This window comes from Synechococcus sp. BS55D (genome assembly GCF_004332415.1).
Classification (GTDB): Bacteria; Cyanobacteriota; Cyanobacteriia; order PCC-6307; family Cyanobiaceae; genus Synechococcus_C.
Genome location: NZ_PHQT01000004.1, coordinates 117,327 through 141,623, shown reverse-complemented (window position 1 = coordinate 141,623; position 24,297 = coordinate 117,327). Strand labels below are relative to the sequence as shown.

Below are 24,297 nucleotides of genomic sequence, written 5' to 3'. Positions count from 1 at the left end.
GTGACCACAGCGGTCCAGGGGCCGTTCCTGCAACGCCAGCTGCCACTGGATTGGTCGCTCTGGCCTGCGGAGGCCAGGCTGCTGATCAGCCTCACGGCAATCTGGAGCCTGGCGGGACTGCTGGTGCTCGCGTCCGCCAGCTGGTGGGTTGCCAGCCGGGAAATGGGAGAAGGGGCTTACTACCTCAAGCGACAGATCATCTGGATGGTGGCCAGCTGGGGACTCTTAGCCACCGCAATCAGCAGTGACCTTCGGCGCTGGATGAAGCTCGCCGGCCCGGCTCTCTGGATCGGAACCCTGCTTGTCGCGGCCACCCTCGTGTTCGGCAGCACCGTGAATGGTGCGAGCCGCTGGCTCGTCATCGGCCCTCTTCAGATCCAACCGTCGGAACTCGTCAAACCATTCGTGGTGCTTCAGGCCGCGAACCTCTTTGCCCATTGGAAACGGAGCGCTCCTGATCAAAAGCTGCTCTGGCTGGGCAGCTTCGCGACTTTGATTCTGCTGATCCTCAAACAACCGAACCTGAGCACAGCAGCTTTAACGGGCCTACTCCTCTGGCTCATGGCATTCTCTGCCGGGCTACGCCTGCGCACCTTGTTCGGTACCGCCCTGGCGGGCGCCGCCTTGGGAGTCAGCAGCATCATGATCAACGAATACCAGCGTCTACGGGTGATCTCGTTCCTGGATCCCTGGCAGGACCCCCAGGGAGACGGCTATCAACTGGTGCAGAGTCTGCTCGCCATCGGTTCAGGGGGGCTGTTCGGCCAGGGTTTCGGACTCTCGACCCAGAAGCTGCAGTATCTGCCCATTCAGAGCACAGATTTCATTTTTGCCGTCTACGCAGAGGAGTTCGGCTTCATCGGCTCGTTGATGCTGCTGATGTTCCTGATGTTGATCGGCTTCATCGGCCTGCGCGTCGCCCTGCGCTGCCGGAGTAACCAGGCCAGGCTGACGGCGATCGGATGCACCATCCTGCTGATTGGCCAGTCGCTGATGAACCTGGCCGTCGCCTCTGGAGCCATGCCCACAACGGGACTGCCGTTACCGATGATCAGCTATGGGGGCAACTCTTTGATGTCGAGTCTTTTGATCGCCGGCCTTCTGATCCGTTGCTCCCTTGAATCCAGCGGTCTGGTCGGAGGTCGCAGGCTGAAACAAAACGGGGGGCGGAGGCACCAGCCAAGGCAGCCCTCTCGATAAGGTGACGATCAACCTCCGAGGCAGCCATCAACCTCGATCTTGCCGGTCTTGCACAGAGCAGTGAGCAGCTGCTGACCCAGGCCCTGACCCACCCTGGGCCCATCACCCTTGGCTTGGTCTTTGCCGGTGGCGCACTCACGAGCCTCGGTCCCTGCTCTCTCTCCCTGCTTCCCGTCACTCTGGCTTACCTAGCGGGGTTTGAGGGCCGCCAAAGCCCTTGGCAGCGAAGCCTGCTCTTCTGCAGCGGGATTGTTGTTGCACTCGTGCTGCTGGGCAGCCTCAGCGGCCTGCTGGGGAGGATCTACGGCCAGGTGCCGAATGCCGTGCCGACAGTGGTCGCGGTGCTTGCTGTGGTGATGGGGCTTAACTTGCTTGGTCTCCTGCGGGTGCCTCTTCCTGCAGGACCGGACCCGACCCAGTGGAGCCGCCGTATACCGGCACCCTTGGCACCAGTGGCTGCTGGCCTCGCCTTCGGATTGGCCGCCTCCCCCTGCACAACCCCGGTACTCGCTGTTCTGCTCGGATGGATCGCCACCAGCGGCAGCCCCTTGATCGGCATGCTGCTGCTCACCTGTTTCGGTTTCGGCCAGGTGCTTCCGCTGCTGCTGGCAGGAAGCGCAGCAGCGAGCGTTCCCAACCTGCTGGCCCTACGCCCAATCGGCCGCTGGGTGCCACCGGTTAGCGGCGTTGTACTCATCACCACCGGTGCACTCACCCTGCTCTCGCGCTGGCTGTGAACCAGCCATGACCTCACACCCATGACGTCTCAGCCATGACCCCTCAGCCATGACAGCGCTTCGACGTCTGGCAGCTCTGCTATCCGATCTACGGCTGGCCATTACTCTGCTGCTGCTGATCGCGATCGCCAGTGCCGTCGGCACCATCCTTCCTCAGGGGGAAGATCCTGCGCTTTACCTCGATCGCTTTAACAACGATCCCTGGCTGGGACTGATCAACGGCGATCGAATGCTCGCCCTCCAGCTGGATCATGTTTACAGCAGCTTCTGGTTTCTCAGTCTTCTCGGCTGGCTCGGGCTGGCCTTAATCCTCTGCAGCTGGCGACGCCAATGGCCCGCACTCCAGACCGCACTCCGTTGGATTGATTACCGGGAACCGCGTCAGCTCAGCAAACTGGCCCTGGCCGAGAGCCTGAGCCTCGATGACGCGAGCACAGGGCTCCGCCGGCTGGCGAGCAGCCTCAGGGAGCGTGGTTGGCAAGTTCAGGAGCACGGGGAACGTTTCAGTGCACGCCGGGGAGTGGTAGGCCGCGTTGGCCCGCTACTTGTGCACACGGGGCTTGTCCTGCTGATGCTGGGTGCCGCCTGGGGGGCACTGGCTGGTCATCGCCTCGAGCGCTATCTGGCACCTGGTCGCAGTCTCGACCTTCTGAATCGCCAGGGAGAGAGCCAGCTCACCCTCACCCTCGAGCAGTTCGCGATCGAAAGGGATCCCGCTGGGCGGCCCGAGCAGTTCCGCTCGGTTTTAGAGCTTCAGGCGCCTAACGACGCCAGCCCCTCCATCCACGAGATCAGCGTCAACCACCCACTCCGTTTTCGCGGGATGACGGTGTATCAGGCCGACTGGTCACTGGCGGCAATCACGGTGCAATTGGGCAACAGCCCAAGGCTGCAACTTCCTCTGCAGACCTTTCCGGAACTCGGAGATCAGCTCTGGGGCCTGGTGCTCCCCACCCGGCCGGATGGCAGCGAACCAGTGCTTCTAGCCCTCAGCAGCGAAGAGGGCCCTGTGCAGGTGTTTGGCAGCGGCGGCGACTCCTTGGCCAATCTCCGCCCAGGGGGGGCGGCGGCAGAGATCAATGGTCTGCCGCTGCGCGTGTGGGAGGTGATGCCGGCCAGCGGTCTGCTGCTGAAACGTGATCCTGGAGTCCCTCTGGTCTATGCAGGCTTTGCTATCACCCTGCTTGGGGGCGGTCTGAGCCTGGTGGCCACCCGTCAGCTCTGGGCCATCCTTGACCCCGAAGGCAGGAAGCTGCATGTGGGCGGCCTCTGCAATCGCAACCTGGGGGGCTTCGCCCGGGAGCTGCCGGAGCTCATCAGCACGGCTGGCGGCTGCCGTGACTGACACGGACCACGGTGTGCACATTGCCGCGGGGGTGGAAATCTGCCTCCAGCTGCATCCAGACCGGAGCACAGGCCGCCACAAGATCATCAAGGATCCTGTTGGCCACCTCTTCATGGGAGATGGTGCGATCGCGATAGCTGTTCACATAAAGCTTGATGGCCTTCAGCTCCACCACCCGGGGACCGGGTTGGTAAAGCAATCGCAAAACCGCGAAATCCGGATATCCCGAGAAGGGGCAGAGACACGTGAATTCAGGTAGTTCAATCGCCACCTCATAGGGACGCCCAGGACGGGGATTGTCGAAGCAAATCAACTCGGCCTCGGCGATGGCACGCTCGCCATAGAGGGGAGTGCGGGTGGTTTCAGAGGCGGAGGAAGCCAAGACAAAAGGTGCGAAGTGATCACTACGCTACAAACTCACAAAAGCTTCACAAACAAAGGGCGAAACTGTTCACTATGAACAGCGGTTTTGGGATACAACATTCTTGAAGGACAAAACGTTGAGCTTGGTCGGCGCTTCGGCGCCGGTCGACCAGCCGGAAGTAGCCCTCCGCAAGGCGAAGCAACGCTCCTTCCATCGAAGCGGTCCCCGATTCGCTCGGGTGAACTCCCATCCCTTCGAGGTTCCCACCATGTCTGTCAAACAACGCACCTATCGAGGCGTCGCTTATGACGCCAACCAACACGAGCAGCCAAGCCAAGCCAAGGTCGATCACACTTACCGCGGTCAGCATTACGAGGCTCCGCTCCGCCATGAGTCCGCCGATGCCGACGCCAGTGTCGAGCTGCACTACCGCGGCAACACCTATCAGCACAGGCAAGCGGAAGCCAGCCAGCAGGCCAACCGCTGATTCGGTCGCAAAAAGCACAACTGTTGCCTGGGCTCCACGCCGTAATGGAGTGGTCGCTCAGGCTTTTTCATGGATCTCTGCCTGTACAGCTCCGAAAGCTCCATCCGGCTCCGACCGGGCAGTATCCACGGCATGCTCTGGTTGCAGACGCATTTCGAGAGCGAACACTGGTCGCTACTGGCCGATGGCTTGGTGACCCTTCCCCCCGCCGATGCCGACGCCCTCAGCGCCGATGCGAGTGCTGCAGGTCTGCAACTGACGTACCTGCCAGCCCTGTCGCCATCCGGCCAGATCTGACACACTTTCCCTACCCAACACCCACCGCCCCAGGTCATGAAAAAAGTCGAGGCGATCATCCGCCCCTTCAAGCTGGAAGACGTGAAATTGGCCCTTGTCAATGCCGGCATCGTTGGCATGACTGTGAGTGAAGTGCGTGGTTTCGGTCGCCAGAAAGGCCAAGTGGAGCGCTATCGAGGATCTGAGTTCACGGTGGAATTCCTCCAGAAGCTCAAGATCGAAGTGGTTGTCGATGACGCCCGCGTTGACACGGTCGTCACCGCGATCGCCGATGCAGCGAAAACCGGCGAAATCGGCGATGGCAAGATCTTCATTTCACCTGTCGACACAGTGGTGCGCATCCGCACCGGAGACCGCGACGGCTCGGCACTCTGAAGCAGTCTTCTAGAGCCCCAGGGTTGCCCTCGCCAGCGCCTGCAAGCTTTCAGCTGTAGGCATCTGCACTGGGGCTCCCTGGGCGAGCCAAAGCAAATATTCGTGGTTGCCAGCCGGACCGGTGATCGGTGATGCCACGAGCCCATGGGGGTTCCATCCCAGTGGTGATGCTGCATCGATCACCCCAATCAGGGCATCCCGATGGGCATCAGGGTCCCGCACTACACCTCCTTTACCGACCCGTTCCCGCCCCACCTCAAACTGAGGCTTCACCAACAACACCGCCTCTGCTTTCGTCGGATCCAGCAGGCCCCACAGTGCTGGAAGCACTAGGCCCAGAGAGATGAACGACACATCGGCCACCGCCAATGTGGGCCTGGGGTCATCCACACCGAAGAGCTCGTCTGGCGTGAGACGACGCAGGTTTGTTCGTTCCCTCAGCACCACGCGCTCATCCGTTCGCAAGCTCCAGGCCGTCTGCCCGTAGCCCACATCAATGCCATACACCTTGGCGGCCCCGTGCTGCAGGAGGCAGTCGGTGAAACCACCCGTGGAGATCCCGCCATCAAGGCAGATGCGTCCATCCAATTGCAAGGGGAAAGCTTCCAGAGCCGCCAGCAACTTTTCGCCACCCCTGGAGACGAAGCGAGGGGGCTGTTCGACGATCACCTCAAGATCAGGTGCGACCTCGACACCAGGTTTGTCCAGGAGTTGTCCATGGACATCCCGCACCCGACCTGCACGGATGAGCTGCTGGGCCTGCTGACGCGAGGGCACCAGGCCAAGGGTCAGCAGATGCAGATCCAGTCGTTGTTTACGGGCCATTTCGTCATAAAAGCAGAGGAGAAAACCGAACAAAAACCAGGGTTCCTCCCGGAGCGGCGGTGACCACCAGGAAGATCGTTCCAAGCCGCCCGCAAGGACGTGTCAGCCCATCAGCCCCCCCGCTCCAGCAAGCGCAACAGGACATCCCATCGCCCACATTTGCGGAGCCTGCCAAATGTCGAGCCAAACCGCGTCCTTGAGCTGCTCCCCCCCGGCACTTTCGTGACCATCGACAATCACCCGAGCGATCTGCCTCCCTTTCAGGTGATCGAATGCCGTGGAGGGCGTTGCTGGGTGCGCCAGCAGGCCTGGGGGCAACACGTGCAGTGGGAAGTGGAGCATCAACGCCTGACCTCGGCCTAAGAGACGTGCTCCTCCTGAGCAACCCAGCCCAGGCCATACATTGGTGAGGTCGTTGCCACGCGCTGGCCTTGATCGAGAGATACACCCTGCCCGAGATGGGCGCGCTCTGGACTGACCGGGCGAAATATCAGAGCTGGCTCGATGTAGAGGTCGCCGCCTGCGAAGCCAACTGCAGCCTTGGCCGTGTGCCAGAAGACGCCATGCAGGACATTCGCACGAAATCGGCCTTCGAGCCGGAGCGGATCCTGGAGATCGAGGCCGAAGTGCGTCACGACGTGATCGCTTTCCTCACGAATGTGAATGAGCACGTCGGCGATGCGGGTCGCTACATCCACGTGGGCATGACCAGCAGCGATGTGCTGGACACTGGCTTGGCTCTGCAACTGAAAGCATCGGTGGCTCTGCTGCGTCAGGAGCTAGCCGCCCTGGATGCAGCCATCGCCAAGTTGGCCTCTGAGCACAAGTCCACGGTGATGATCGGCCGCTCCCATGCGATCCATGGGGAACCGATCACCTTCGGATTCAAGCTGGCCGGCTGGCTTGCGGAGACCCGTCGCAATGCCGATCGCCTCGAGCGGCTGGAAAAGGATGTGGCCGTAGGCCAGATCAGCGGCGCCATGGGCACCTACGCCAATACGGATCCTGAAGTTGAACGCCTCACCTGCGAGCGCCTCGGCCTCACTCCAGACACCGCCAGCACCCAGGTGATCTCCCGTGATCGTCACGCGGATTACATCCAGACTTTGGCCCTCGTCGGCGCTTCGCTCGACCGATTCGCGACCGAGATCCGCAACTTGCAACGGACTGACGTTCTTGAAGTGGAAGAGAGCTTTGCCAAAGGGCAGAAGGGCAGTTCCGCCATGCCGCACAAGCGCAATCCGATCCGCAGCGAACGCATCAGCGGCCTCGCGCGGGTGCTGCGTAGCTACGTGGTAGCCGCTCTCGAGAACGTAGCCCTCTGGCATGAACGCGACATCAGCCACAGTTCCACCGAGCGGATGATGCTTCCCGACTGCTCGGTGACACTGCACTTCATGCTGCGGGAGATGACGGCCGTTGTAGCCGGTCTGGGGGTCTATCCCGACAACATGCGTCGCAACATGAACGTGTATGGCGGCGTGGTCTTCAGCCAACGCGTGCTTCTTGGCTTGGTGGATGCCGGGATGAGCCGAGAGGATGCCTATCGGGTGGTTCAGCGCAACGCCCACACCGCCTGGAACAGCAACGGCGGCGACTTCCGGGCCAACCTGGCGGCAGATCCTGAAGTCACTGGCAAACTCAGCGCCGAGCAGCTAGCTGACTGCTTCAGCACGGATCTACACCAGTCCAATCTCGGCGTGATCTGGGAGCGACTGGGACTCTGACGCCCTGAACGCGGCATGTTCTGGACCCCCTACGCAGACTAGATCTATGTGGTGGTGAGCGTCAGTGGCTTGCTGCTGATCATCGCCATGGTGCTCAGGCCCAATCCAAAACGATGACGAACACCACCAGGATCGAGACCGACAGCATGGGGCCGATTGCGGTTCCCACTGAGGCTCTTTGGGGAGCCCAGACCCAGCGCTCGCTCCAAAACTTCGCGATCGCTTCCGATCGCATCCCGGCGGAACTGATCCATGCCCTCGCCAGGATCAAAGAAGCGGCAGCGATCGTGAACGCTCGCCTCGGGGTGCTGGAGCCCGGCCAACGGGACGCGATCGTTGCGGCAGCCGCTGCTGTGGCATCAGGCCAGCACGACGATCAATTCCCACTGCGCGTCTGGCAGACAGGCAGCGGCACCCAGACGAACATGAACGTCAATGAGGTGATCAGCAATCTGGCCTCCAGGGCGGCAGGCGAGCCCTTGGGCAGCCATCGGCCGGTGCATCCCAATGACCACGTCAACCGCTCCCAGTCCACCAACGATGCCTTTCCAGCTGCAATCCACATCGCTGCAGTGGCAGGCATCGAATCCAGGCTGCTACCGGAGCTCGGGCAGCTGGTCAGCGCCTTGGCCGCCAAAGCCGAGGCCTGGCAGGAGATCGTCAAAATTGGCCGTACTCACCTGCAAGATGCCGTGCCCCTCACCCTGGGGCAGGAAGTTTCGGCCTGGCGTGACCAAATCAGCGCAGGCCGGGCGCGGATCGAGGCGAGCCTTGAGGAGATCCGAGCCCTTCCCCTCGGCGGCACGGCTGTAGGCACAGGTCTGAATGCACCGCCGGGTTATGCCGAGCAGACCGCGGCGGAACTAAGCCGGCTGGTGGGCGTGGGCTTCCATTCAGCACCGAACAAATTCGCTGTGATGGCTAGCCATGACGGGCTTGTGAACACGATGGGGCAGCTGCGACTGCTGGCGGTGAGCCTGCTCAAGATCGCCAATGACATCCGCTTACTGGCCTGCGGCCCCCGAGCGGGACTCGGTGAATTGAATCTTCCAGCGAATGAACCTGGCAGCTCGATCATGCCCGGCAAGGTGAACCCCACCCAATGCGAGGCGATGGCGATGGTTTGCACCCATGTGATGGGCCTCGATGCAGCGGTCGCTTTAGCCGGTGCTGGCGGCCATCTGCAGATGAACGTCTCAAAACCGCTGATCGGCTTCAATCTCTTGCAAGCGATCACGCTGCTGACCGATGCTTGTCGCTGCTTCCGGGTGGCGATGGTGGAAGGGATGGAGCCCAACCGTCCGCGGATCCAGGAGTTAGTGGAGCGCTCCCTGATGCTCGTCACGGCACTGACCCCAGCAATCGGCTACGAGAAGGCCAGCTCCATCGCCAAACAGGCCCACGCCAATGGCACCAGCCTTCGGGAAGCCGCCTTGGAACTCGGCTACGTCAGTGCCACAGATTTTGACCGGATCGTGAATCCAGCTGCCATGACGCACCCTGGCAGCTGATTAGGCAGCCCGTTCCGTGGCTGGGTTCAATCCCCCGGATTCCGCCGCCGCGGCCTTCAGCAGATCATCAGCTTCGGCCACCGGGAAGCGGTTGATCGCTTTGAGCGCCTGGCGAGCGTGGCTACGCAGCTGCTCGCTGATCGCCTCGCAATAGGGCACCTGCGCCAGCAAATCCACGGTGCGCCGCATGATCCGCACCACATCACCCTCGTCCAGGGAGGTATTGGCGATCAGATCGTTCCAGGCCGTGCCGCGCGCCCAGGCCTCCACCAGCCCCATCAGCTCCGGCTCCCACCAAGCAGGCACCACCACCTGGGCGCGCTCCTGGGCCCGAAGCAACTCGCGACGGATTCCCATCAGATCGTGGAGTGCCTCCTCTGCCCGAGGCGGCGGTGGGAATCCGCTCCATAAATCAGGGCGATTGACCTCCGTACTGATCGCCTCAAACACAGCCGCAAGTTCCGCTGGCGGCAGATCATCGAGATGGCCACTCATCAGAGCCAGGCCCAGCCACAGTTCGTTATCTCCGCGCAGAGCCGCCACGGTGCGGCCTATCTCGGTGGGTTCCAGATCATCGAGGCAGCCGAAGTGCTGGAGGATTTCGATCAAAGCCAGGAAGGTTTCCCAGTGGCGGTTGGCGCGGTGATGAAGCAGCTGCTGACGCTCGCTGATCTCCAACTCCAGCTCCTCCATGCGACGCCGATGCTTCTTGAGCTGGCGGCGATCCCCCCAGCGGTGCGCCGGGTGAGCCTCGAGGTCGGCCTCCAGCTCCTGCACAAGACGGGCCTGAGAGAGAACCTCTCCGGCCAGGTCGTACTGGGGAGTGGTCATGTCATGGCGTTGGGCGATATGGCCCACGGCGAGTGCCAGACCGCCACTGCGTTGATCCCCATGGCGGAGCTCACCCGATCGACGCAGTTCAGGGGCCTCAACTCCATGCACCTGCAGGCAGCTCAGCTCCGCATGCAAGCTCACCACGGCCTGGCAAGGCAGCAGCAGCCAGACATTGTCGTGGGTGAGGCAAAGCAGCAGGGGGAACTGACCAGGACCGTCCTGCTTATCGACGATCACCGCTGGCGTCACCGCGCCCCGCAACTGCGGGGCCTTAAGGCTCACCAGGGTGCCGACACTGGCGAACTGCAAAGCCAACGTCAGCTCATGGGCCAGGGTCTCCTCCGCCTGCTGCTGCAGGATCCTCAAGAGACGCCGCTCCTCCCGCAATCGAGCCCGACGCTTCTCGTAATCCTCGAAGTCTTCCCAAGGCACATCCCCAGCTGTGCCCTGCAACTGACCCAGCTGAAGCCTGAGCTGGGTGAGGATCTCCTCCTCCTCCACCAAATCCAGGCTCGCCAGATAGCGCCCGAAGCTGCGCTCCACGAGCTCCCTCGCCTTGGCGAGATCATGACGTTGCAAGAGATTGAGCACCATCCCGTAGCTGGGGGTGAACTGACTCACCAGCGGATCGGCTGGACTGGTGGCCAGTTGTCCTGCCTCCCGCACCCCCTCGAAGCGGCTCTGAACCGTCACCACATAACCCTGGGAGTCGAGGCCGCGCCGGCCGGCCCGGCCGGCCATTTGCAGAAATTCACTGGCCATCAGCGGCCGGTGGCCCCGTTCAGTGCGTTTCGACAGGGCTGCAATCACCGTGCTGCGCGCCGGCATGTTGATCCCCGCCGCCAGGGTTTCCGTGGCGAAGACCACCTTCACCAACCCCTCCTGGAACAGCTCCTCGATCAGCTCCTTCCAGGCGGGAAGCACGCCGGCATGGTGGGCCGCAATGCCACGAAGCAGGGCATCGGCATGCAAGCCATCACGGACCGCCTCCGGATTGGCGCTGGCATAGGCCTTGAGACGAGATCGGATTCGAGCCTGCTCGGCATCGCTCACCAGACATTGCACCCCCAGATCGCGAACCGCCTTATCGCAACCCCTGCGGCTGAAGATGAAATAAATCGCGGGAAGCATGTCGCGCTCGGCCATCTGGGCCACGACGAAGCTGATCGGTGGTGGCTCCGGCTGGGGAGGTTTCGGAGAGCGACCTTTGCGTTTGCTGCCCTTCGGAGCGCGCCAAACCTTGCAATTGGGATGCAGTCCGGTCCCTTCCTCATTCAGCAAGGGATGCAGTCCCTTGGCACTGCAGAAACTGAACTGAAGCGGCACCGGCCGGAAATCACTCAGCACCAGACGGGTGGGCCCATGCACCCGCTCAATCCAATCGGTGAGCTGACCGGCATTGGCCACCGTGGCCGACAGGGCCACCAACTGGACCGCTGGCGGGCAGTGAATGATCGACTCCTCCCAGACCGTGCCCCGCTGGGAATCGTTCATGTAATGGCATTCATCGAGCACCACCGCCTCAACATCCGCAAGCGGATCGTCATGCTCGTCCGCTTCCGCGTAGAGCATGTTGCGGAAGATCTCGGTGGTCATCACCACGATGGAGGCCTCCCGGTTGACGCTGAGATCACCGGTCATCAAACCGACGTTCTCCGCCCCAAACTGCCTGCGGAAATCACGCAGTTTCTGGTTGGAAAGCGCCTTGAGAGGCGTGGTGTAAAAAACCTTCTGGCCGTGGGCCATCGCCCGATAGATGGCATATTCACCAACGAGCGTCTTACCGGAGCCGGTGGGAGCACTCACGACAACCGAATGCCCCTGATTCAGGGCATCGATCGCCTCCAGTTGAAAGGCATCCAGGGGGAAGGGAAAGATCCGCGCCGGATCTGGCGACCCCACGCTCGCGGGCTCAGCAGCCTGGGTGTCGGTTTCCGCCATAGAAGCGATCCTAGGGACGCTTCCGCCACCAGGCCGCCAGCGCACTTCCCATCAGGGAATGCACCACGGCGGAGATCGCCCCTGGGAGGGCGGTGAGGGGGCTGGTGAATCCTCCGCTTCGAGCCAGCACCACCGCCAGACCCGAGTTCTGCATGCCCACCTCGATGCTGATGGTGCGTGCTGCCCGTCGAGACTCCCCGAGCAGAACCGGCAGCACCAGACCCAGGAGAAAACCACTGCCATGGAGCAGAAGTGTGGCCAGCAGCAACAGGAAGCCCTGAGTGAGCAGGGCCTCCCGCTGGGCACCGATGATCCCAGCAACGATCAAGGCGATCGCCAACACAGCAACTGGGGGCATCAGCGGCTCGATCCTCCGAGCCAATCCTGGACGCCCCTGCTTGAGCAACACCCCAACAGCCACCGGTATCAACACCACCTGGAGCACATTGGCCAGAAGCGACCAGCCATCCACAGGCACGTAGCGGCCCGCCAAAATGCTGCTCAGCAGCGGCGTCAGCCCCACCGCCAAGACGGTGCTGAGGGACGTCATCACCACCGAGAGCGCCACATCCGCGCGAGCGATCAGAGCGACCACGTTGCTCGCGGTGCCCCCTGGGCAACAGCCGACCAGAATCAAGCCGACGGCAAGCGGTGGTTCCAAACGCAGGCCCCAGGCCACCAATGCCGCCAGAGACGGCATCACCACAAACTGCAGCAGCACACCCAGCAGGGCCGGCCGCGGCCGAGTCAGGACCCGACGGAAATCGGCAGGCTCCAGCCCTAGACCCATGCCGAGCATGATCACGGCCAGGGACCACACGATCACCGGACCAGCAACCCAGGCGAACAAGCCCGGCAACGCCAGGGCAAGACCGGCCGCCAGCAAGGTCCAGCATGGGAAAAGCAGGGTGAAGCGCTCCAGCAGCCGGGGGGGCATCAAAGTGACCAGGCAGGCAACCTCACCATCCTGTCCTGCCCTGGCACTGCAGCAGAGTGAGGAGATGGAGAGCCTGCCCCCAGCCCGTCGCCGTCAGCTGCGCACCTGGGTCCCCGCACCTGGGAGCGCCAGGCTGCAAGCGCATGGCTTTCAAGCGGCGAGCGGCCCACTCCTTGATCTCGCCAGCAATGATTATCTCGGGCTCAACCGACACCCCGTTCTGATCGCTGCCGCCCAAGCGGAACTCGAGCGCAGTGGAGTCGGTGCCGGAGGGTCCCGACTCGTGAGCGGAAGCCGGCCGGTTCATGGCGCATTGGAAGCGGAGCTCGCCGACTGGCTGGGGAGGGATCGGGTGCTGCTCTTCCCCAGCGGCTTTCAGGCCAATCTTGCGGCCATTTCCGCCCTGGCGGATCGCCACTGCACCGTGCTGGCGGATCGCCTGATCCACCACTCCCTGCTGGTCGGGGTGCAGGCCAGCGGCGCACGGTTGAAACGCTTCGCCCACAACGACCTCAACGCTGTGAAGGAGCTGCTCGAATCCTGCCGAACCAGAAACCCTGACCAACCGCTGCTGGTGATCACAGAAAGCCTGTTCAGCATGGAGGGCACCAGCCCAGCCCTGATGGAGCTGACAGCTCTCTGCCGCCAGCACCGGGCGCGCCTGCTGGTGGATGAGGCCCATGCCCTGGGAGTTCTTGGTCCAGCCGGGCGCGGCCTCGCCTACGGCCTGGAGGGCGTGACGATGATCAGCGGCACTTTTGGCAAAGCGTTCGGAAGCGGCGGTGCCTTCCTGGCCACTGATACCCAGCTGGGGGAGGTCCTGCTGCAGAGCAGCGGCGCCTTCCGCTACACCACTGCCCTTGCGCCTCCATTGGTCGCTGCAGCGTTGGCGGCCCTCAACCTGATCCGTCACCATCCCGACTGGGGTCAGCAACTGATGGAGAGAAGCATCCTTTGGCGGGACCATCTCCAGGCCGCAGGCTGGCAGCGGCCTAGCGGTTGCGGGCCGATCCTGCCCCTGATCGTGGGGGCCGACCAGGCGGCACTCGATCGGCAGCATCAACTGGAGAAGGCAGGCCTGCTCACCGTGGCGATCCGCCCTCCCACCGTGCCCGAGGGAACGGCTCGCCTGCGGCTTGTGCTGCACCGCGACCTCCCCGATGAGACATTGGAGGTACTGCTGAGGGCGCTGGCGGATGGCTGATCTGCCGAGGCAAGAGGTGATCGCCATGCACGGCTGGGGTGGAGACAGCTGTGCTTGGGAGCCCTGGCAACGCCACTTTGACCGCCATGGCTGGCACTGGCAAAGCGGAGAACGGGGCTACGGCGGACGTCCCCTTGCGCAGCCCCAATGGCATGCCAACAGCGAGCGTCGGGTCCTCATCGGCCATTCCCTCGGCCCTCATCTGGTCCAGGCGACTGTGCTGTGCCAAGCCACCGATGTGGTGCTTCTAGCCAGCTTCGGGAGATTCATCCCAACAGGTGCCGGAGGCCGCGCCCTGCGAACGGCCCTCAACGGCATGCATGCAGCCATTGGTACTGAGGGGGAAACCGCCATGCTCACGACCTTTCTCGCCCGGGCTGCCGATCCAGCGGACCCCGATGTACTGCCCAGCGGCCCCCTAAGGAAAGGTCTCAGCTCCGAAGGCCGAGACCGGTTGCGCCGCGATCTCGAACTGCTCAGCCAGACCATCGGCCTGCCAGACGGCATCCCCACCCAGGCGAGAGTGCTCGTCGTGGAGGCTGGTGCCGATGCGATCGTCTCGTCAGCCGCCAGTCGCCAATTGCTGCTGGATCTGCAACAGAAACTGCAGGCCGCTCCTGAACATTGGACCCTGAAGGATGTGGGCCATGCCTTACCAGTTCCTGACCTGGTCTGCAGGGTGCAGCGCTGGCTGGATGGAGCGGCCTCATCTTGAGGGATTCGCCCCACTGGCAGCAGGACGTGCTGCATGAATTCAGCCGGGCGGCACCGTCCTATGACGCCCACGCCCGGCTGCAGCGGGCTGTCGCCTGGCGTCTGGCGGCGCTCTGCCAGCGCCTCCCGATTCGCCGGGGCTTATGGGTGGATCTGGGCTCCGGCACCGGACTGCTTGCGGAGGCCCTGGAGGCCCTTCATCCGGGACAGCGACTCACCCGACTTGATGGGAGCCAGGCGATGCTGAGCCTGCAGCCGGCCGGAAGCACCACCCTGCTGTGGCGCCTTCAGGACGGACTGCCCCCTTGGCAAGAGCCACCGCGGTTGTTGGCGTCCAGCTTCTGTCTTCACTGGCTTGAGCAGCCCGATCTGCAGCTGGAGCACTGGTTCAGGGCCCTCGCCCCTGGCGACTGGCTGGCGGTTGCCCTGCCCGTGGAGGGCAGCTTTCCCCAGTGGCACGCAGCGGCAAGGGTGAGTGGGGAGCGCTGCTCAGCCCACACCTTCCCCAACCCGCAGGATTTGGTCGCCAACCTGCCAGTCGAAGCGATTCAGCACAACAGGTGCTACCGCTTTAGCCAGCAGGCCTCCAGCGCCGTTGCGCTGCTTCGGCCCATGCGCCAAATCGGCGCCGGCAGCTCCCCCTGCACTCCCCTAGGGGTAGGCGGCTGGCGCCGCCTCGAACGGTGCTGGCCGAACCGCAACTCCAATGGCCAGATCAGACTCACCTGGTTGATCCAGATCCTGCTACTCCGGCGATGAATGAACGCCCTTGCCCGGGCCCCCGTCTGGTGGTCTGCGGCACCGACACCGACGTGGGCAAGACCGTGGTGAGTGCTCTGCTGGTGCAGGGACTGGAAGCCCGCTACTGGAAACCGGTGCAGAGCGGCCTGGAACAGGGCGGTGATCGCGACTGGTTGGTGAACCTGCTGCACCTTCCGCCGGAGCGCTGGCTGCCAGAGGCCTACGCCTTTCAGCCCCCTGTCTCTCCCCACTGGGCCGCGGAGATGGAGAACCAAGAGATCGATCCCGAACGGCTGTCCCCCCCGAACCAAGACCAATGTCCGCTGGTCATCGAAACCGCCGGTGGTCTTCACGTGCCACTCACACGCACATGGCGACAAATCGACCAGCTGGAACACTGGCAGTTACCTGTGCTGCTGGTGGCCCGTAGCGGCCTGGGCACTCTCAACCACTCCTTGCTCAGCCTGGAGGCCCTCAACCGACGGAGCATTCCGGTGTTGGGACTCATCCTCAACGGCCCAATCCATCCCGATAACCCCCGCACCCTGGAGGAGCTTGCCGGGGTGCCTGTACTGGCCCAGTTACCCCCATTAGCACCGCTGAATGCCCAGGCCCTGGCGGAGCAATGGCGCATTCAGGGACTGGGCCCTAAGTTCGAACGGATTCTGAATGAGCAGGACTGCCCCCAATGACGAGCCGCCAGACCTGGGCCACTGCTGCCGTGATCCTGCTCTGCGGAGGCATTCTGGTGCTGTTCACCGATGTGGAAGTCGGCATCGTTCGCTGGTTCAACTGCGGCCCTCTCTCCACGCCATCAGAAGACCGAAGCGAAGTCTGCCGCTGAATCCAGCCGGAAATCAGAGATCTCCCGAGGCCACCCTCAACCGAGGGGCCGAGAGCGCAAGGGACACAGTCCGTTGAGAAGAGCGACATGACGCACGGCCAGAGCCAGCGGCCATCCCTGTCGCAACTGCTCGTGGATCTGATCGATCTGACAAGGAGACCAACCGCCCATCTCGAGGCGCACCTTGATCGAGGGCCATCCACCCTCGAAGAACATCTGCCGTGTTCCGCAGGCGCGGGGGTCGAGACTGCAATTGAAAACTGCAAAACGCCTGCCTGAGTCGGACCGAGGCGAATCGATAAAACGATTGGATCGTCTAATCGTTGTCTGTGCTGTGGCCATGGTGGGCGGCCTCAACGTCATGTCCATCATGGCGCTCCCTTCAAGGACCGGCCCTCATGGCCGCCTCGACATCCAGACGAGACAAGCCGTAGGAAAACCTGCGCTGAGCGTCCTGCCCCGGAGACTGCCAGCTCACCCAAAGCTCCTCCTGGTCAAGACGAATCTCGGCAGACCAATCAGGCTGCGTCCAACACCAAAGGCAGGGGTCTTCCTCACTGCGTAGGGCCCCAAGCCCCTCAAGCCAGAGCTCAAGGGAGCGAAGGGAGTGCTGATTGAGCGGCGTCTGGCCCGGGGGCAGGGAGGACATCACTGCGGGAGGACTCTGAATCAGACCAAGTCTGCTCCTGCAGCATCCAGCTGGGCGCGACCTGCAGCTGCACCCCCCGACGCCATCCCATCCCAAGGCCAAGCACGAGACAGAGCAGCAGAGCCCCCAGCAGCAGGACGATCGACAACCACTCGCCCCCGGAGAGAGGACGTCGCTCACCGATCCGCCCCCATCCAGCCTCTGAAGCCGATGCCGTTACGCGTTGCACAGGGGCGACTGGTTCCTGCAATCCGGCGTCGTAACAGGCGCGGCGTCGGGGATCTGCCAGCTGCGCATAGGCCTCGCATAGCTGCTGGAACTCGCGGGAAGCCTGCTCCGCAGGCAACTGGGTGGTGTCGGGGTGCAGCGCCTTGCTTCGACGACGAAAAGCCTGACGAAGACCGCTTGCATCCACTCCTGGATCAACCCCCAGCAGGTCGTAGAGGGTCCGGTTCTCAGCCACGGGCGCACCGGGTCATCCTCGGGGAGGCATCCTAGGAAGAACCAACGGTCGGATCTCGATGCCGAACCCGTCCCGTTTCGATCGACCGGAACAGGATCTCTGGGAGGCCCTGGGCTGGACACCTTCAGCCCGACAACTGGAGCAGTTCATCCGGCTGCAGCAGGAGCTGAAGGAATGGAACAGCAGGGTGAACTTGACCCGACTGCTCGAAGGAGCTGATTTTTGGATTGCTCAGGTCTTCGACAGTCTCTGGCCCCTCCAAAGGGAACTGCAGACGCCAGATGCGCCCCTGGACTGCATCGATGTGGGCACCGGCGGGGGGTTTCCTGGACTGGCCGTCGCCATCGCCCTCCCCGGCGCCCGGCTCACACTCGTGGATTCCGTCGGTCGCAAGACCTCAGCGGTGCTGGCGATGGCCCGCAGCCTCGAGCTTGCTGATCGCGTCCAAGTGCGCACGGAACGGATCGAACGCACCGGCCAAGATCCACACTGCCGTGGCCAATTCGATCGAGCCATGGCCCGTGCCGTGGCCTCAGCTCCTGTGGTTGCCGAATATCTGGTTCCCCTCCTGCGAGAGGAAGGGGAGGCCCTGCTGTATCGCGGTCGCTGGACGCCGGAGGATGAGCTGCAGCTTCAGGGCGCCCTCAAGCCCCTTTGGGCGAACCTTGCGGAACGTCAGCACTGCGAGCTGCCAGCCGACAAAGGGCCGCGCCATCTCTTGCGTCTACGTCCCCAGGCCAGATGCCCTGCCTCCTACCCAAGAGCCATCGGGATACCGGCCAAACTGCCCTTGGGTCTCGACCTGAATTAAGCGCTCGATAGACGCTGCTGCTCCGCTCCACCCACCCGCGCTCGTAAGGAACGAAGAATCGCGGGGATCTGCGTCGCCCAAGGGCTGGCACCCAAAACGCTCAGCAGCTCGGCTTCCGACACCTGCTGGTCAAGGGGGTCAGCATTGGCGCCAGGAAACCAATGACTGGCTTTGCCGAGCAATCCATATCGGGCTTTGGCGTAACCCTCAAGGCCCCAGGCTTCCACCAGTCCATGGAGCCAGAGCAGCACCTCCAGATTGATCTCTCCGGGTGTGTCCTCCCAGCCGGGAAGGCCCTGGCGCCAGCTGCACACCCAAGGCTCACCCAGGACTTCCTTGGCCGCTCGCTCCAGACGCTGCTCCACAGGGGGCACGAGTTCAGAAGCCCTGTCCAGAAGCGACACGGCCTGGAGATGTAGATCAAGGTCTTCCGATCGTGCGGCCCCGACGCTGATGGTATGCACACGCGGATCCCCCAGGCAAAAGAGGTCGTTGAAGACGATCGGATGCAAGGGCGCACAGAGCTCCTGCATCGGCACGGAAGGGGTGTGCAGATGTCCTCCCTTGTCGGTGGGACTGATGATGAACACCCCCATGTCATGGTCCGCCGCCGCTGCAATCGCCGCTTCGTTGTCCTGGCGAATGAAATACCAGTGCAAATTCACGTAATCAAAGGCATCACTGGCGATCGCTTCCTCGATCAGCGGCGTGGGTCCATGGGTGGAGAAGCCGACATGGCCGATCCGGCCATCGCGCTGCCAACGGTGCACAACCTCAAGGCAGCCACCAGGACGCAGGGTTTGCGCGAGGTGTTCCGAACGGTTGATGCCATGGATGGAGAGGAGGTCAATGCGTCGTCCTCCGAGGCGCTCCGCACTCAGTCGGAGCTCAGCTTCGAAAACCTCTGGATCGTCGTGGGGCGGCACCTTGGTCTGAAGAAGGCGGCTCCGATCCGGCACCCTGTCGAGCGCCCAGCCCAGCTGGCGCTCGGAACTGCCGTAATGACGAGCGGTTTCCACATGATGCAAACCACAGGCGACGGCACGCTCCAAGGTGGCCTCGAGTAGTCGCTGAGACTCAGCGGTGATCGCGTCAGCCTCGAGATCAGTCCAGCTCTGCTGAAAACGCATCCCTCCAAGAGAAAGGATCGGCATCGGTAGTTCGGTCCGCCCGAACCGACGCGTCGGCAGCGCAGCGCTCATGGGCCTGAAGATCGGGGCAACTGCCGTCGGGGCCTGGCTGGAGAAGGAAGCCCTAGCGGAAGCAGTTCCGTTGCCTCAAGCCGGGCCCGCAGACCATCGAGCTCCTCAAAACCAACCCAGTGGATGCAATCCACTGGGCAGGTCTCAATCGCCTCCTGGATCCGTTCCGTGCTGTCGCCGTCCTGTCGAATCGCACGGGAACGGCCCAGTCGGGGCTCGATCGCGAAAGTGTTCGACGCCACATGGGCGCAGTAACGACAGCCGATACAAACGGCCTCATCCACCCACACAGCACGCTCGCGCAACGCCCCTCCGAGAAGAGGCTCATCACCACTGCGCTGATCGCCACCGTCAACGGTGGCGCGATAGGCCGCAGAGGGATCGAAGGGCAATGACACGCCGCAATGGGAAAGGAATCAGGCGTCCCAGCGGGTCACCACCAACTCAATCGATCCATCCTGAGTGGTCGTTTGCTCACTCAGCGCAAAACCTTCCTCGACACTGGCGCTGAGCACTGTGTGAAGGGCATAGCGCTGGGTCAAGCGCTGGAGAAAGCGCTCAACGGGAATGGGCTGGCGCCAGAGGTCGAGATCGGTCACCAGCTCGTAGCTGCCGGTTGAAGCATTCCAACGAAAGCCCAAGTCAGAGCCTTCGGTCATCTTGACCGCCAAATCAGCATCAACGGTCTGACCTCGGTAACCGCGCACAGGGCGGGAGCCCGACTCGGGCTCGTAGCCAAGATCGCGAAGCGCAGCCATCAGCGGATCGCGCTGACGAAGCTCCGTACGAACCGTGCTGAAATGAGACATCAGAGTTGCTCAACGGGAAGAGGTTGGGTCTGTGCCGCCTGGGTGCCATAGGCCTCACTGGTGGCTTCGCGGCGCTCGACAGAACCGAGAGCTGCTTCCAATCGCTCAGTCAGACCGAGGCAGGCTTCACCTTCAACGCCTTCAACGCGCTCCTCAACCCGTCCGTCAGGACGAATGCGGAAACGGAGTGTGCGCTGGGGCATTCGCCTCAACCATGGAGACAAGAATGCTAGGCAACGTGCCTGGCGACTGACGGGCGACTGTTACAGGCCGGTGTCAGCTCCCAATGACTCAGAGCAAACCTTCATCCACCAAGGTCTGCAGGCGCTCCAGAATCTCGGGGTTTTCGAGTTGCTCCAGAGCCGTCCGTGCCTCATCGCGGACGGAAGTCTCCTGATCATGGAGCAAGGCGTTCACGAACGCTTCGATCACATCAGCCCGACGCGGCTCAACGAGCTGCTCCACAAGGCGACCGAGCGCCCAGATGCAGTTACTCCGGACTACAGGCTCACTATCGATCCGCAGGCTGATCAGGAGCTGTCCTGCAGCAAGATCCGCTTTCGCAGGGGAGGTCATTCCAGCTTCAGCCAAGGCCACGGTCGCCCAGAGCCGGACGGAGGCCACATCCACCTGCAACGAGCGGATCAGGGGGTTAAGGACCGGGGCATCGGGGTAATTGCCCAGGCTCCAGGCTGCCGCTTTGCGGACGTAGGCATTGCTGTCCACCTGGAGCAGCTGCAGGAGCGGCTCAACTGCGGAAGGGGAGGGGTTGCGGCCAAGCGCGTAGACCGCGCTCATCCGCACAACTGGACAGGCCTGGCTGAGCAGAGGCAGCAACAGGGGGACGGCTCGGGGGTCGCGGTGCTCACAGAACACGCGTAACCCTTGAAGACGTTCTTCATGGCCTTGCTGCAACCAGGCCAGCCCCTGATCACATTCACGGGCGGCATGGAGAGCTTCCTCCTGCGGATCATCGAGATCAATCTCGTCGAGAGGATCGCCGAGCAGCTCCGCAGCCAGTTCACGGGCAAGCACATCCGGATCGATGGCCAGGTTGACCAGGCCCTCATCACCGTCTGGAGTGAATCGCTCGCTCATGGCGCCGATCGTACGCTCAGCCCACCGGAGCCGGGGCCAGCATGTCGCCCGGCAGCCAGATGCGCGCACTAACGGCGAACAAAGCCAAGGCGAACAAGCCCACGATCATCAGGGGCAGCAGGGTGGTGCGAAAGAAACTCACGGAACAAACGCTTTCGGCCATTCTGGGTGGCGATCAGACGGCCAGAGACCTACGGCGGCCCGAACGCAGCAGCAACGTCAGGCAAACCACCGTGACAATCAGCCCGATCCAACCGCTGAGCTGCTGATGCAGCAGGAACGCGCCCGATCCGAGCAGGGCGCCGAAGAGCACGCCACTACTCAAAAGGAAACGGAAGAGTAGGGCTGGTAGAGACTCGCCTCCATCGCTGGCATCGGGTCGACGCCAACGGCGCCAACCGGGCCCGGGGGGCTGCACCTGTTGCACGAAGCGCTCGAGGACCGCTGCTGCTTCGGGTGGGGTGCTGAGCATCACCACCACCCAGACCACGGCAGTCAGGGCTGTGGTGACCATCAAGCGCGAGCCGTAATCCGAGATCTGCAGCACAGGCACCACCGAAGTGCTGAGGCCAACACAAAAGCCGCAGAGCATGGCAGCCAGCTCAGCGGCGGCGTTGATCCGCCACCAGAACCAACGCAGCACAAGCACGACCCCTGGCCCGGTCCCAATGGCGATCACCAAACGGAACACCGTGCCGATGCTATCGCTGATGAGAGCGGTGATCACGCCAAGCACCACCAGCAGCACACTCATCAGTTGCCCGATCAACAGCAGCTCCCGCTGGGAGGCCTCCGGCCGGATAAAACGTTGGTAGAGGTCATGGGTGAGATAACTGGCCCCCCAGTTCACGGAAGTGCTCACCGTGCTCATGAAAGCGGCCACCAATGACACGACCACGAGGCCGAGCACAACCGGCGGCAAGTACTGAACCGCCAAAGCGGGATAGCTCAGCTCCCAGTCGCTTTGGTCCGGCAGAAGCACAAGCGCGGCAAGCGCCACCAACACCCAAAGCCAGCTCCGAACGAGATAGTTGACCACCAAGAACACCCAACCGGCGAGGCGCGCCTGCTGTTCATCCTTCGTGGCCAGCATGCGCTGGATGAACTCACCGCCGCCATCACTTCGGCGGAAGCTCCACCACTGCACGCTTAGGTAGGCCAAAAACGTGGACACACTGATTCCGGCACCGCCAATCCAGTCGAGGCCTGCATCCGTCCAGCGCCAAGGCACCAGCGACAGCAGTTCCGGACGGCCGAGGGCATCGAGACTGCTCAGAAGTGCATCCATCCCCCCGGCGGCATGGATTGCAGCCCAGGCAACCGCCAGGGCCCCCAGCAAGGCCAGCAGAAGCTGCACAAAATCAGTGACCACAACAGCCCAGAGACCACCGGCGGCGGTGTAAGTGAGCACAAGGCCTGCCACAACCGCCAACAGCAGCACAGTGTCAGAGAGGCCACCGAAGGCAGGAATCGGCTGATCCGCGACGATCCCCAGCGCCTCCACCACTTTGCGCATCGCCAAGAAGGCATACCCGATGCCGATGCAGTTGACCGGAAGCGCTAGCAGGAAGGCTTTGATCCCCCGCAACCAGGCGGCGGCTGGCCCGCCGTAGCGCAGCTCTGTAAAGGCGGCGTCAGTCAGCACACCACTGCGCCGCCAAAGCGGCGCGAAGACCACGGCCATCGCCACATGGGCGAGACCAAATCCCCACCACTCCCAGTTGGCCGCCAGCCCACGGGTACCCACGAGACCCGCCACATAGAGGGGCGTATCGATGGAGAAGGTGGTGGCAGCCATCGAGGCCCCAGCCAGCCAGCCACTGAGGCTGCGACCGGCCACGAAGTAATCGTCCTCTCCACGATTGCGTCGGGCCAGCCAGAGGCCGAGAACCAGGGTCCCCGCCAGATAAAGAACAAGGATCAGCCAGTCAATTGCCGCCATGGAGCCCTGCCGGATGGCGGCAGTCTCGATCAAGTGGTGCGATTCCGCCGCAACTGTCCGCAGGCCGCATCCTGATCGAGCCCCCGACTGGCCCGCAGACTCACCGCCACACCACGGCGTTCGAGAACCTGCCGAAATGCAGCAATCCGCTCAGGGGAGGGTCGCTGAAAATCCTCTTCGTCGATGGGGTTGTAGGCGATCAAGTTCACATGGCTCTGAAAGCCACCAACCCGGTCAGCAAGTTCTGCGGCATGACTCGTGGCATCGTTGAGCTCGCCGAGAAGGATGTATTCGAAACTGACGCGTCGTCCTGTGACCGCCAGGTAATGGCGGCAGTCATCAAGCAGGGCGTCGTAGGGGTACGCATGGGCGGTGGGGATCAGCTCCTCTCGCAGCCGTTGATTAGGCGCATGCAGACTCACGGCAAGGGTGAACTGGGCCCGACCCAGGCGACTCATCGCCAGTTCAGCCAGCTGCGGCAAGGTGCGCGGCACCCCCACAGTGCTCACGGTGATCCGGCGCTGACCGATCCCGAGGTCGTCATTAAGACAGCGAATCGCGCCCAGCACGGCGTCGATATTCAGCAAGGGTTCTCCCATCCCCATGAACACCACATGGGAGGGACGGCGATCCATCACCTCGCGAACACTGAGCACCTGATCGACGATTTCGTGGGTGGCGAGGGAGCGTTGGAGGCCCCCCTTCCCGGTGGCGCAGAAACGACAGGCCATGGGGCAGCCCACCTGACTGGAGACACAAACCGTCAGCCGTTGGTCTGTGGGGATGCCAACCGTTTCAATCAACTCACCGTCGTTGGTGGCCAGCAGCAACTTGGTGGTGGCATCAGTAGCAATCCGTCGGTCCTGCTCCTTAAGACGACCGACGGTGACACCTTGCTCCTCGAGAGCGATTCGCCAGGCCTTCGGGAGCACCGTGATCGAGGCCAGATCAGGGGCTCCCTTGGCGTAAAGCCAGTCATGGAGCTGCCGCCCCCTAAAAGCCGGCTGCCCCTGGTCGACAGCCCACTGCTCAAGATCTGCGGCGCTGCGGCCCAGAAGGGCCACCGGCTCCGGAGTCGAGCTCACCAAGTCAGTAGACCGTGGCCCAGCTTGAATTCCACCGCCAACAAAGCAATAAACCCAAGCATGGCCACACGGCCATTGAGCCGTTCCGTATGGAGGTGAAAGCCGTAGCGGGGCTTACGGCGTTTCGGAATCAAGGTGGGCTCAAGCATGACCAT

The 24,297-nt window shown here is 62.9% G+C and carries 31 protein-coding genes and 1 riboswitch; of the genes, 15 read left to right on the top strand and 16 right to left on the bottom strand.

Translation table 11 applies throughout. From position 1 onward, the window contains the following. The 3 genes from CWE16_RS10030 (at position 1) to CWE16_RS10020 (ending at position 3,282) form a co-directional block, all read left to right on the top strand. Positions 1-1,200 carry an FtsW/RodA/SpoVE family cell cycle protein gene (locus tag CWE16_RS10030; RefSeq protein WP_236629684.1) on the top strand — a complete coding sequence of 400 codons (1,200 nt, stop codon included), beginning with the start codon at positions 1-3 and terminating at the stop codon, positions 1,198-1,200. 68 nt (positions 1,201-1,268) lie between these two features. Then, positions 1,269-1,937, top strand: coding sequence for a cytochrome c biogenesis CcdA family protein (locus CWE16_RS10025; RefSeq protein WP_236629698.1), 669 nt, complete (start codon positions 1,269-1,271; stop codon positions 1,935-1,937). Between the two features lie 49 nt (positions 1,938-1,986). Next, positions 1,987-3,282 (top strand): cytochrome c biogenesis protein ResB, encoded by a 1,296-nt coding sequence (locus CWE16_RS10020; RefSeq protein ID WP_131595131.1) that lies wholly within the window; start codon positions 1,987-1,989, stop codon positions 3,280-3,282. On the opposite strand, the gene queF is transcribed toward CWE16_RS10020, so the two are convergent. Further along, positions 3,254-3,664, bottom strand: a complete 411-nt coding sequence (queF, locus tag CWE16_RS10015; RefSeq protein ID WP_131595129.1) for a preQ(1) synthase — start codon at positions 3,662-3,664, stop codon at positions 3,254-3,256. The two genes, CWE16_RS10020 and queF, sit on opposite strands and share 29 nt — an antisense overlap. Before the next feature lie 114 nt (positions 3,665-3,778). Continuing rightward, positions 3,779-3,854: riboswitch (Glutamine riboswitch) on the top strand. A 30-nt stretch (positions 3,855-3,884) separates the two neighbouring features. Here queF and CWE16_RS10010 point away from each other — a divergent pair. The 3 genes from CWE16_RS10010 (at position 3,885) to CWE16_RS10000 (ending at position 4,805) form a co-directional block, all read left to right on the top strand. After that, complete coding sequence (locus CWE16_RS10010) at positions 3,885-4,133, top strand: DUF4278 domain-containing protein (RefSeq protein ID WP_330848554.1); 249 nt, start codon at positions 3,885-3,887, stop codon at positions 4,131-4,133. A 69-nt stretch (positions 4,134-4,202) separates the two neighbouring features. Further along, entirely contained in the window at positions 4,203-4,430 is a 228-nt protein-coding gene (locus CWE16_RS10005) for a hypothetical protein (protein ID WP_131595127.1), read from the top strand. A 36-nt stretch (positions 4,431-4,466) separates the two neighbouring features. Then, positions 4,467-4,805 (top strand): P-II family nitrogen regulator, encoded by a 339-nt coding sequence (locus tag CWE16_RS10000; RefSeq protein WP_131456815.1) that lies wholly within the window; start codon positions 4,467-4,469, stop codon positions 4,803-4,805. Positions 4,806-4,814: 9 nt separating this feature from the next. Here the strand turns inward: CWE16_RS10000 and CWE16_RS09995 are convergent, their stop codons facing one another. Continuing rightward, on the bottom strand, positions 4,815-5,630 hold the full coding sequence (locus tag CWE16_RS09995; RefSeq protein ID WP_131595316.1) for a TlyA family RNA methyltransferase: 816 nt from the start codon (positions 5,628-5,630) through the stop codon (positions 4,815-4,817). 222 nt (positions 5,631-5,852) lie between these two features. Between CWE16_RS09995 and CWE16_RS09990 the strand changes: the two genes are divergently transcribed. From CWE16_RS09990 to fumC, 3 genes are all read left to right on the top strand, one after another. After that, on the top strand, positions 5,853-5,993 hold the full coding sequence (locus CWE16_RS09990) for a hypothetical protein (RefSeq protein WP_236629683.1): 141 nt from the start codon (positions 5,853-5,855) through the stop codon (positions 5,991-5,993). 68 nt (positions 5,994-6,061) lie between these two features. Further along, the gene (gene purB, locus CWE16_RS09985; protein ID WP_131595125.1) at positions 6,062-7,357 is read left to right on the top strand and encodes an adenylosuccinate lyase; all 1,296 of its coding nucleotides are present in this window, start codon (positions 6,062-6,064) and stop codon (positions 7,355-7,357) included. Positions 7,358-7,470: 113 nt separating this feature from the next. Beyond that, on the top strand, positions 7,471-8,868 hold the full coding sequence (gene fumC / locus CWE16_RS09975; protein WP_131595123.1) for a class II fumarate hydratase: 1,398 nt from the start codon (positions 7,471-7,473) through the stop codon (positions 8,866-8,868). On the opposite strand, the gene CWE16_RS09970 is transcribed toward fumC, so the two are convergent. After that, the gene (locus tag CWE16_RS09970) at positions 8,869-11,643 is read right to left on the bottom strand and encodes a DEAD/DEAH box helicase (RefSeq protein WP_131595122.1); all 2,775 of its coding nucleotides are present in this window, start codon (positions 11,641-11,643) and stop codon (positions 8,869-8,871) included. It lies immediately after the preceding gene. Positions 11,644-11,653: 10 nt separating this feature from the next. Beyond that, positions 11,654-12,580 carry a bile acid:sodium symporter family protein gene (locus CWE16_RS09965; RefSeq protein WP_131595120.1) on the bottom strand — a complete coding sequence of 309 codons (927 nt, stop codon included), beginning with the start codon at positions 12,578-12,580 and terminating at the stop codon, positions 11,654-11,656. Positions 12,581-12,644: 64 nt separating this feature from the next. Between CWE16_RS09965 and CWE16_RS09960 the strand changes: the two genes are divergently transcribed. From CWE16_RS09960 to CWE16_RS12170, 5 genes are read left to right on the top strand one after another with little or no spacing between them, the layout of a single operon-like run. After that, entirely contained in the window at positions 12,645-13,784 is a 1,140-nt protein-coding gene (locus CWE16_RS09960) for an aminotransferase class I/II-fold pyridoxal phosphate-dependent enzyme (RefSeq protein ID WP_131595314.1), read from the top strand. Then, positions 13,777-14,499, top strand: coding sequence for an alpha/beta hydrolase (locus CWE16_RS09955; protein WP_131595118.1), 723 nt, complete (start codon positions 13,777-13,779; stop codon positions 14,497-14,499). Before CWE16_RS09960 ends, CWE16_RS09955 begins: the two co-directional genes overlap by 8 nt. Beyond that, a complete protein-coding gene (locus tag CWE16_RS09950; RefSeq protein ID WP_131595116.1) occupies positions 14,496-15,257 on the top strand; it encodes a methyltransferase domain-containing protein in 762 nt (253 codons plus the stop codon). The genes CWE16_RS09955 and CWE16_RS09950 overlap by 4 nt, the downstream gene beginning before the upstream one ends. Beyond that, the gene (gene bioD, locus CWE16_RS09945) at positions 15,254-15,931 is read left to right on the top strand and encodes a dethiobiotin synthase (RefSeq protein WP_131595114.1); all 678 of its coding nucleotides are present in this window, start codon (positions 15,254-15,256) and stop codon (positions 15,929-15,931) included. The genes CWE16_RS09950 and bioD overlap by 4 nt, the downstream gene beginning before the upstream one ends. Beyond that, positions 15,928-16,083: a hypothetical protein gene (locus tag CWE16_RS12170; RefSeq protein ID WP_164498758.1), complete on the top strand. Its 156-nt coding sequence runs from the start codon at positions 15,928-15,930 to the stop codon at positions 16,081-16,083. Before bioD ends, CWE16_RS12170 begins: the two co-directional genes overlap by 4 nt. 36 nt (positions 16,084-16,119) lie before the next feature. Here CWE16_RS12170 and CWE16_RS09940 read toward each other — a convergent pair whose 3' ends face one another. The 3 genes from CWE16_RS09940 to CWE16_RS09930 all read right to left on the bottom strand — a co-directional run bounded on the left by CWE16_RS09940 (position 16,120) and on the right by CWE16_RS09930 (position 17,195). After that, a complete protein-coding gene (locus CWE16_RS09940; protein ID WP_236629682.1) occupies positions 16,120-16,299 on the bottom strand; it encodes a hypothetical protein in 180 nt (59 codons plus the stop codon). A 166-nt stretch (positions 16,300-16,465) separates the two neighbouring features. Further along, positions 16,466-16,732, bottom strand: a complete 267-nt coding sequence (locus tag CWE16_RS09935; RefSeq protein ID WP_131595111.1) for a DUF3143 domain-containing protein — start codon at positions 16,730-16,732, stop codon at positions 16,466-16,468. After that, entirely contained in the window at positions 16,674-17,195 is a 522-nt protein-coding gene (locus CWE16_RS09930) for a J domain-containing protein (protein WP_131595109.1), read from the bottom strand. The genes CWE16_RS09935 and CWE16_RS09930 overlap by 59 nt, the downstream gene beginning before the upstream one ends. Positions 17,196-17,253: 58 nt before the next feature. On the opposite strand from CWE16_RS09930, the gene rsmG reads away from it, so the two are divergent. Next, positions 17,254-18,006 carry a 16S rRNA (guanine(527)-N(7))-methyltransferase RsmG gene (gene rsmG, locus CWE16_RS09925; RefSeq protein WP_131595107.1) on the top strand — a complete coding sequence of 251 codons (753 nt, stop codon included), beginning with the start codon at positions 17,254-17,256 and terminating at the stop codon, positions 18,004-18,006. Here the strand turns inward: rsmG and CWE16_RS09920 are convergent. From CWE16_RS09920 to CWE16_RS09885, 9 genes are all read right to left on the bottom strand, one after another. Further along, on the bottom strand, positions 18,003-19,208 hold the full coding sequence (locus CWE16_RS09920; RefSeq protein ID WP_131595105.1) for an aldo/keto reductase: 1,206 nt from the start codon (positions 19,206-19,208) through the stop codon (positions 18,003-18,005). The two genes, rsmG and CWE16_RS09920, sit on opposite strands and share 4 nt — an antisense overlap. Then, positions 19,205-19,606, bottom strand: a complete 402-nt coding sequence (locus CWE16_RS09915; protein ID WP_131595103.1) for a ferredoxin — start codon at positions 19,604-19,606, stop codon at positions 19,205-19,207. Before CWE16_RS09915 ends, CWE16_RS09920 begins: the two co-directional genes overlap by 4 nt. A gap of 18 nt (positions 19,607-19,624) precedes the next feature. Then, positions 19,625-20,017: a DUF1257 domain-containing protein gene (locus CWE16_RS09910; RefSeq protein WP_131456784.1), complete on the bottom strand. Its 393-nt coding sequence runs from the start codon at positions 20,015-20,017 to the stop codon at positions 19,625-19,627. Then, complete coding sequence (locus tag CWE16_RS09905; protein ID WP_131456782.1) at positions 20,017-20,220, bottom strand: DUF2997 domain-containing protein; 204 nt, start codon at positions 20,218-20,220, stop codon at positions 20,017-20,019. Before CWE16_RS09905 ends, CWE16_RS09910 begins: the two co-directional genes overlap by 1 nt. Before the next feature lie 88 nt (positions 20,221-20,308). Beyond that, entirely contained in the window at positions 20,309-21,115 is an 807-nt protein-coding gene (locus CWE16_RS09900) for a HEAT repeat domain-containing protein (protein WP_131595101.1), read from the bottom strand. A 16-nt stretch (positions 21,116-21,131) separates the two neighbouring features. Next, positions 21,132-21,257: a hypothetical protein gene (locus CWE16_RS12365; protein WP_255417779.1), complete on the bottom strand. Its 126-nt coding sequence runs from the start codon at positions 21,255-21,257 to the stop codon at positions 21,132-21,134. A 33-nt stretch (positions 21,258-21,290) separates the two neighbouring features. Continuing rightward, the gene (locus CWE16_RS09895) at positions 21,291-23,057 is read right to left on the bottom strand and encodes a sodium:solute symporter family protein (RefSeq protein WP_131595099.1); all 1,767 of its coding nucleotides are present in this window, start codon (positions 23,055-23,057) and stop codon (positions 21,291-21,293) included. 29 nt (positions 23,058-23,086) lie between these two features. Further along, positions 23,087-24,142, bottom strand: a complete 1,056-nt coding sequence (gene rlmN / locus CWE16_RS09890; RefSeq protein WP_236629696.1) for a 23S rRNA (adenine(2503)-C(2))-methyltransferase RlmN — start codon at positions 24,140-24,142, stop codon at positions 23,087-23,089. Continuing rightward, positions 24,139-24,291: a high light inducible protein gene (locus tag CWE16_RS09885; RefSeq protein WP_131456776.1), complete on the bottom strand. Its 153-nt coding sequence runs from the start codon at positions 24,289-24,291 to the stop codon at positions 24,139-24,141. Before CWE16_RS09885 ends, rlmN begins: the two co-directional genes overlap by 4 nt. Positions 24,292-24,297 lie beyond the last annotated feature (6 nt).

Bases quoted from the DNA above. Each gene is read 5' to 3' on its own strand.
- CWE16_RS09995 (WP_131595316.1), bottom strand. From the start codon at position 5,630: ATGGCCCGTAAACAACGACTGGATCTGCATCTGCTGACCCTTGGCCTG.
- CWE16_RS09910 (WP_131456784.1), bottom strand. From the start codon at position 20,017: ATGTCTCATTTCAGCACGGTTCGTACGGAGCTTCGTCAGCGCGATCCG.
- CWE16_RS09965 (WP_131595120.1), bottom strand. From the start codon at position 12,580: ATGCCCCCCCGGCTGCTGGAGCGCTTCACCCTGCTTTTCCCATGCTGG.
- CWE16_RS09935 (WP_131595111.1), bottom strand. From the start codon at position 16,732: ATGTCCTCCCTGCCCCCGGGCCAGACGCCGCTCAATCAGCACTCCCTT.
- CWE16_RS09885 (WP_131456776.1), bottom strand. From the start codon at position 24,291: ATGCTTGAGCCCACCTTGATTCCGAAACGCCGTAAGCCCCGCTACGGC.
- CWE16_RS10020 (WP_131595131.1), top strand. From the start codon at position 1,987: ATGACAGCGCTTCGACGTCTGGCAGCTCTGCTATCCGATCTACGGCTG.
- CWE16_RS09940 (WP_236629682.1), bottom strand. From the start codon at position 16,299: ATGTTCTTCGAGGGTGGATGGCCCTCGATCAAGGTGCGCCTCGAGATG.
- CWE16_RS10000 (WP_131456815.1), top strand. From the start codon at position 4,467: ATGAAAAAAGTCGAGGCGATCATCCGCCCCTTCAAGCTGGAAGACGTG.
- fumC (WP_131595123.1), top strand. From the start codon at position 7,471: ATGACGAACACCACCAGGATCGAGACCGACAGCATGGGGCCGATTGCG.
- CWE16_RS09960 (WP_131595314.1), top strand. From the start codon at position 12,645: ATGGAGAGCCTGCCCCCAGCCCGTCGCCGTCAGCTGCGCACCTGGGTC.
- CWE16_RS09895 (WP_131595099.1), bottom strand. From the start codon at position 23,057: ATGGCGGCAATTGACTGGCTGATCCTTGTTCTTTATCTGGCGGGGACC.
- rsmG (WP_131595107.1), top strand. From the start codon at position 17,254: ATGCCGAACCCGTCCCGTTTCGATCGACCGGAACAGGATCTCTGGGAG.
- CWE16_RS10005 (WP_131595127.1), top strand. From the start codon at position 4,203: ATGGATCTCTGCCTGTACAGCTCCGAAAGCTCCATCCGGCTCCGACCG.
- CWE16_RS09900 (WP_131595101.1), bottom strand. From the start codon at position 21,115: ATGAGCGAGCGATTCACTCCAGACGGTGATGAGGGCCTGGTCAACCTG.
- CWE16_RS09905 (WP_131456782.1), bottom strand. From the start codon at position 20,220: ATGCCCCAGCGCACACTCCGTTTCCGCATTCGTCCTGACGGACGGGTT.
- CWE16_RS09920 (WP_131595105.1), bottom strand. From the start codon at position 19,208: ATGAGCGCTGCGCTGCCGACGCGTCGGTTCGGGCGGACCGAACTACCG.
- CWE16_RS12170 (WP_164498758.1), top strand. From the start codon at position 15,928: ATGACGAGCCGCCAGACCTGGGCCACTGCTGCCGTGATCCTGCTCTGC.
- CWE16_RS09955 (WP_131595118.1), top strand. From the start codon at position 13,777: ATGGCTGATCTGCCGAGGCAAGAGGTGATCGCCATGCACGGCTGGGGT.
- CWE16_RS09970 (WP_131595122.1), bottom strand. From the start codon at position 11,643: ATGGCGGAAACCGACACCCAGGCTGCTGAGCCCGCGAGCGTGGGGTCG.
- bioD (WP_131595114.1), top strand. From the start codon at position 15,254: ATGAATGAACGCCCTTGCCCGGGCCCCCGTCTGGTGGTCTGCGGCACC.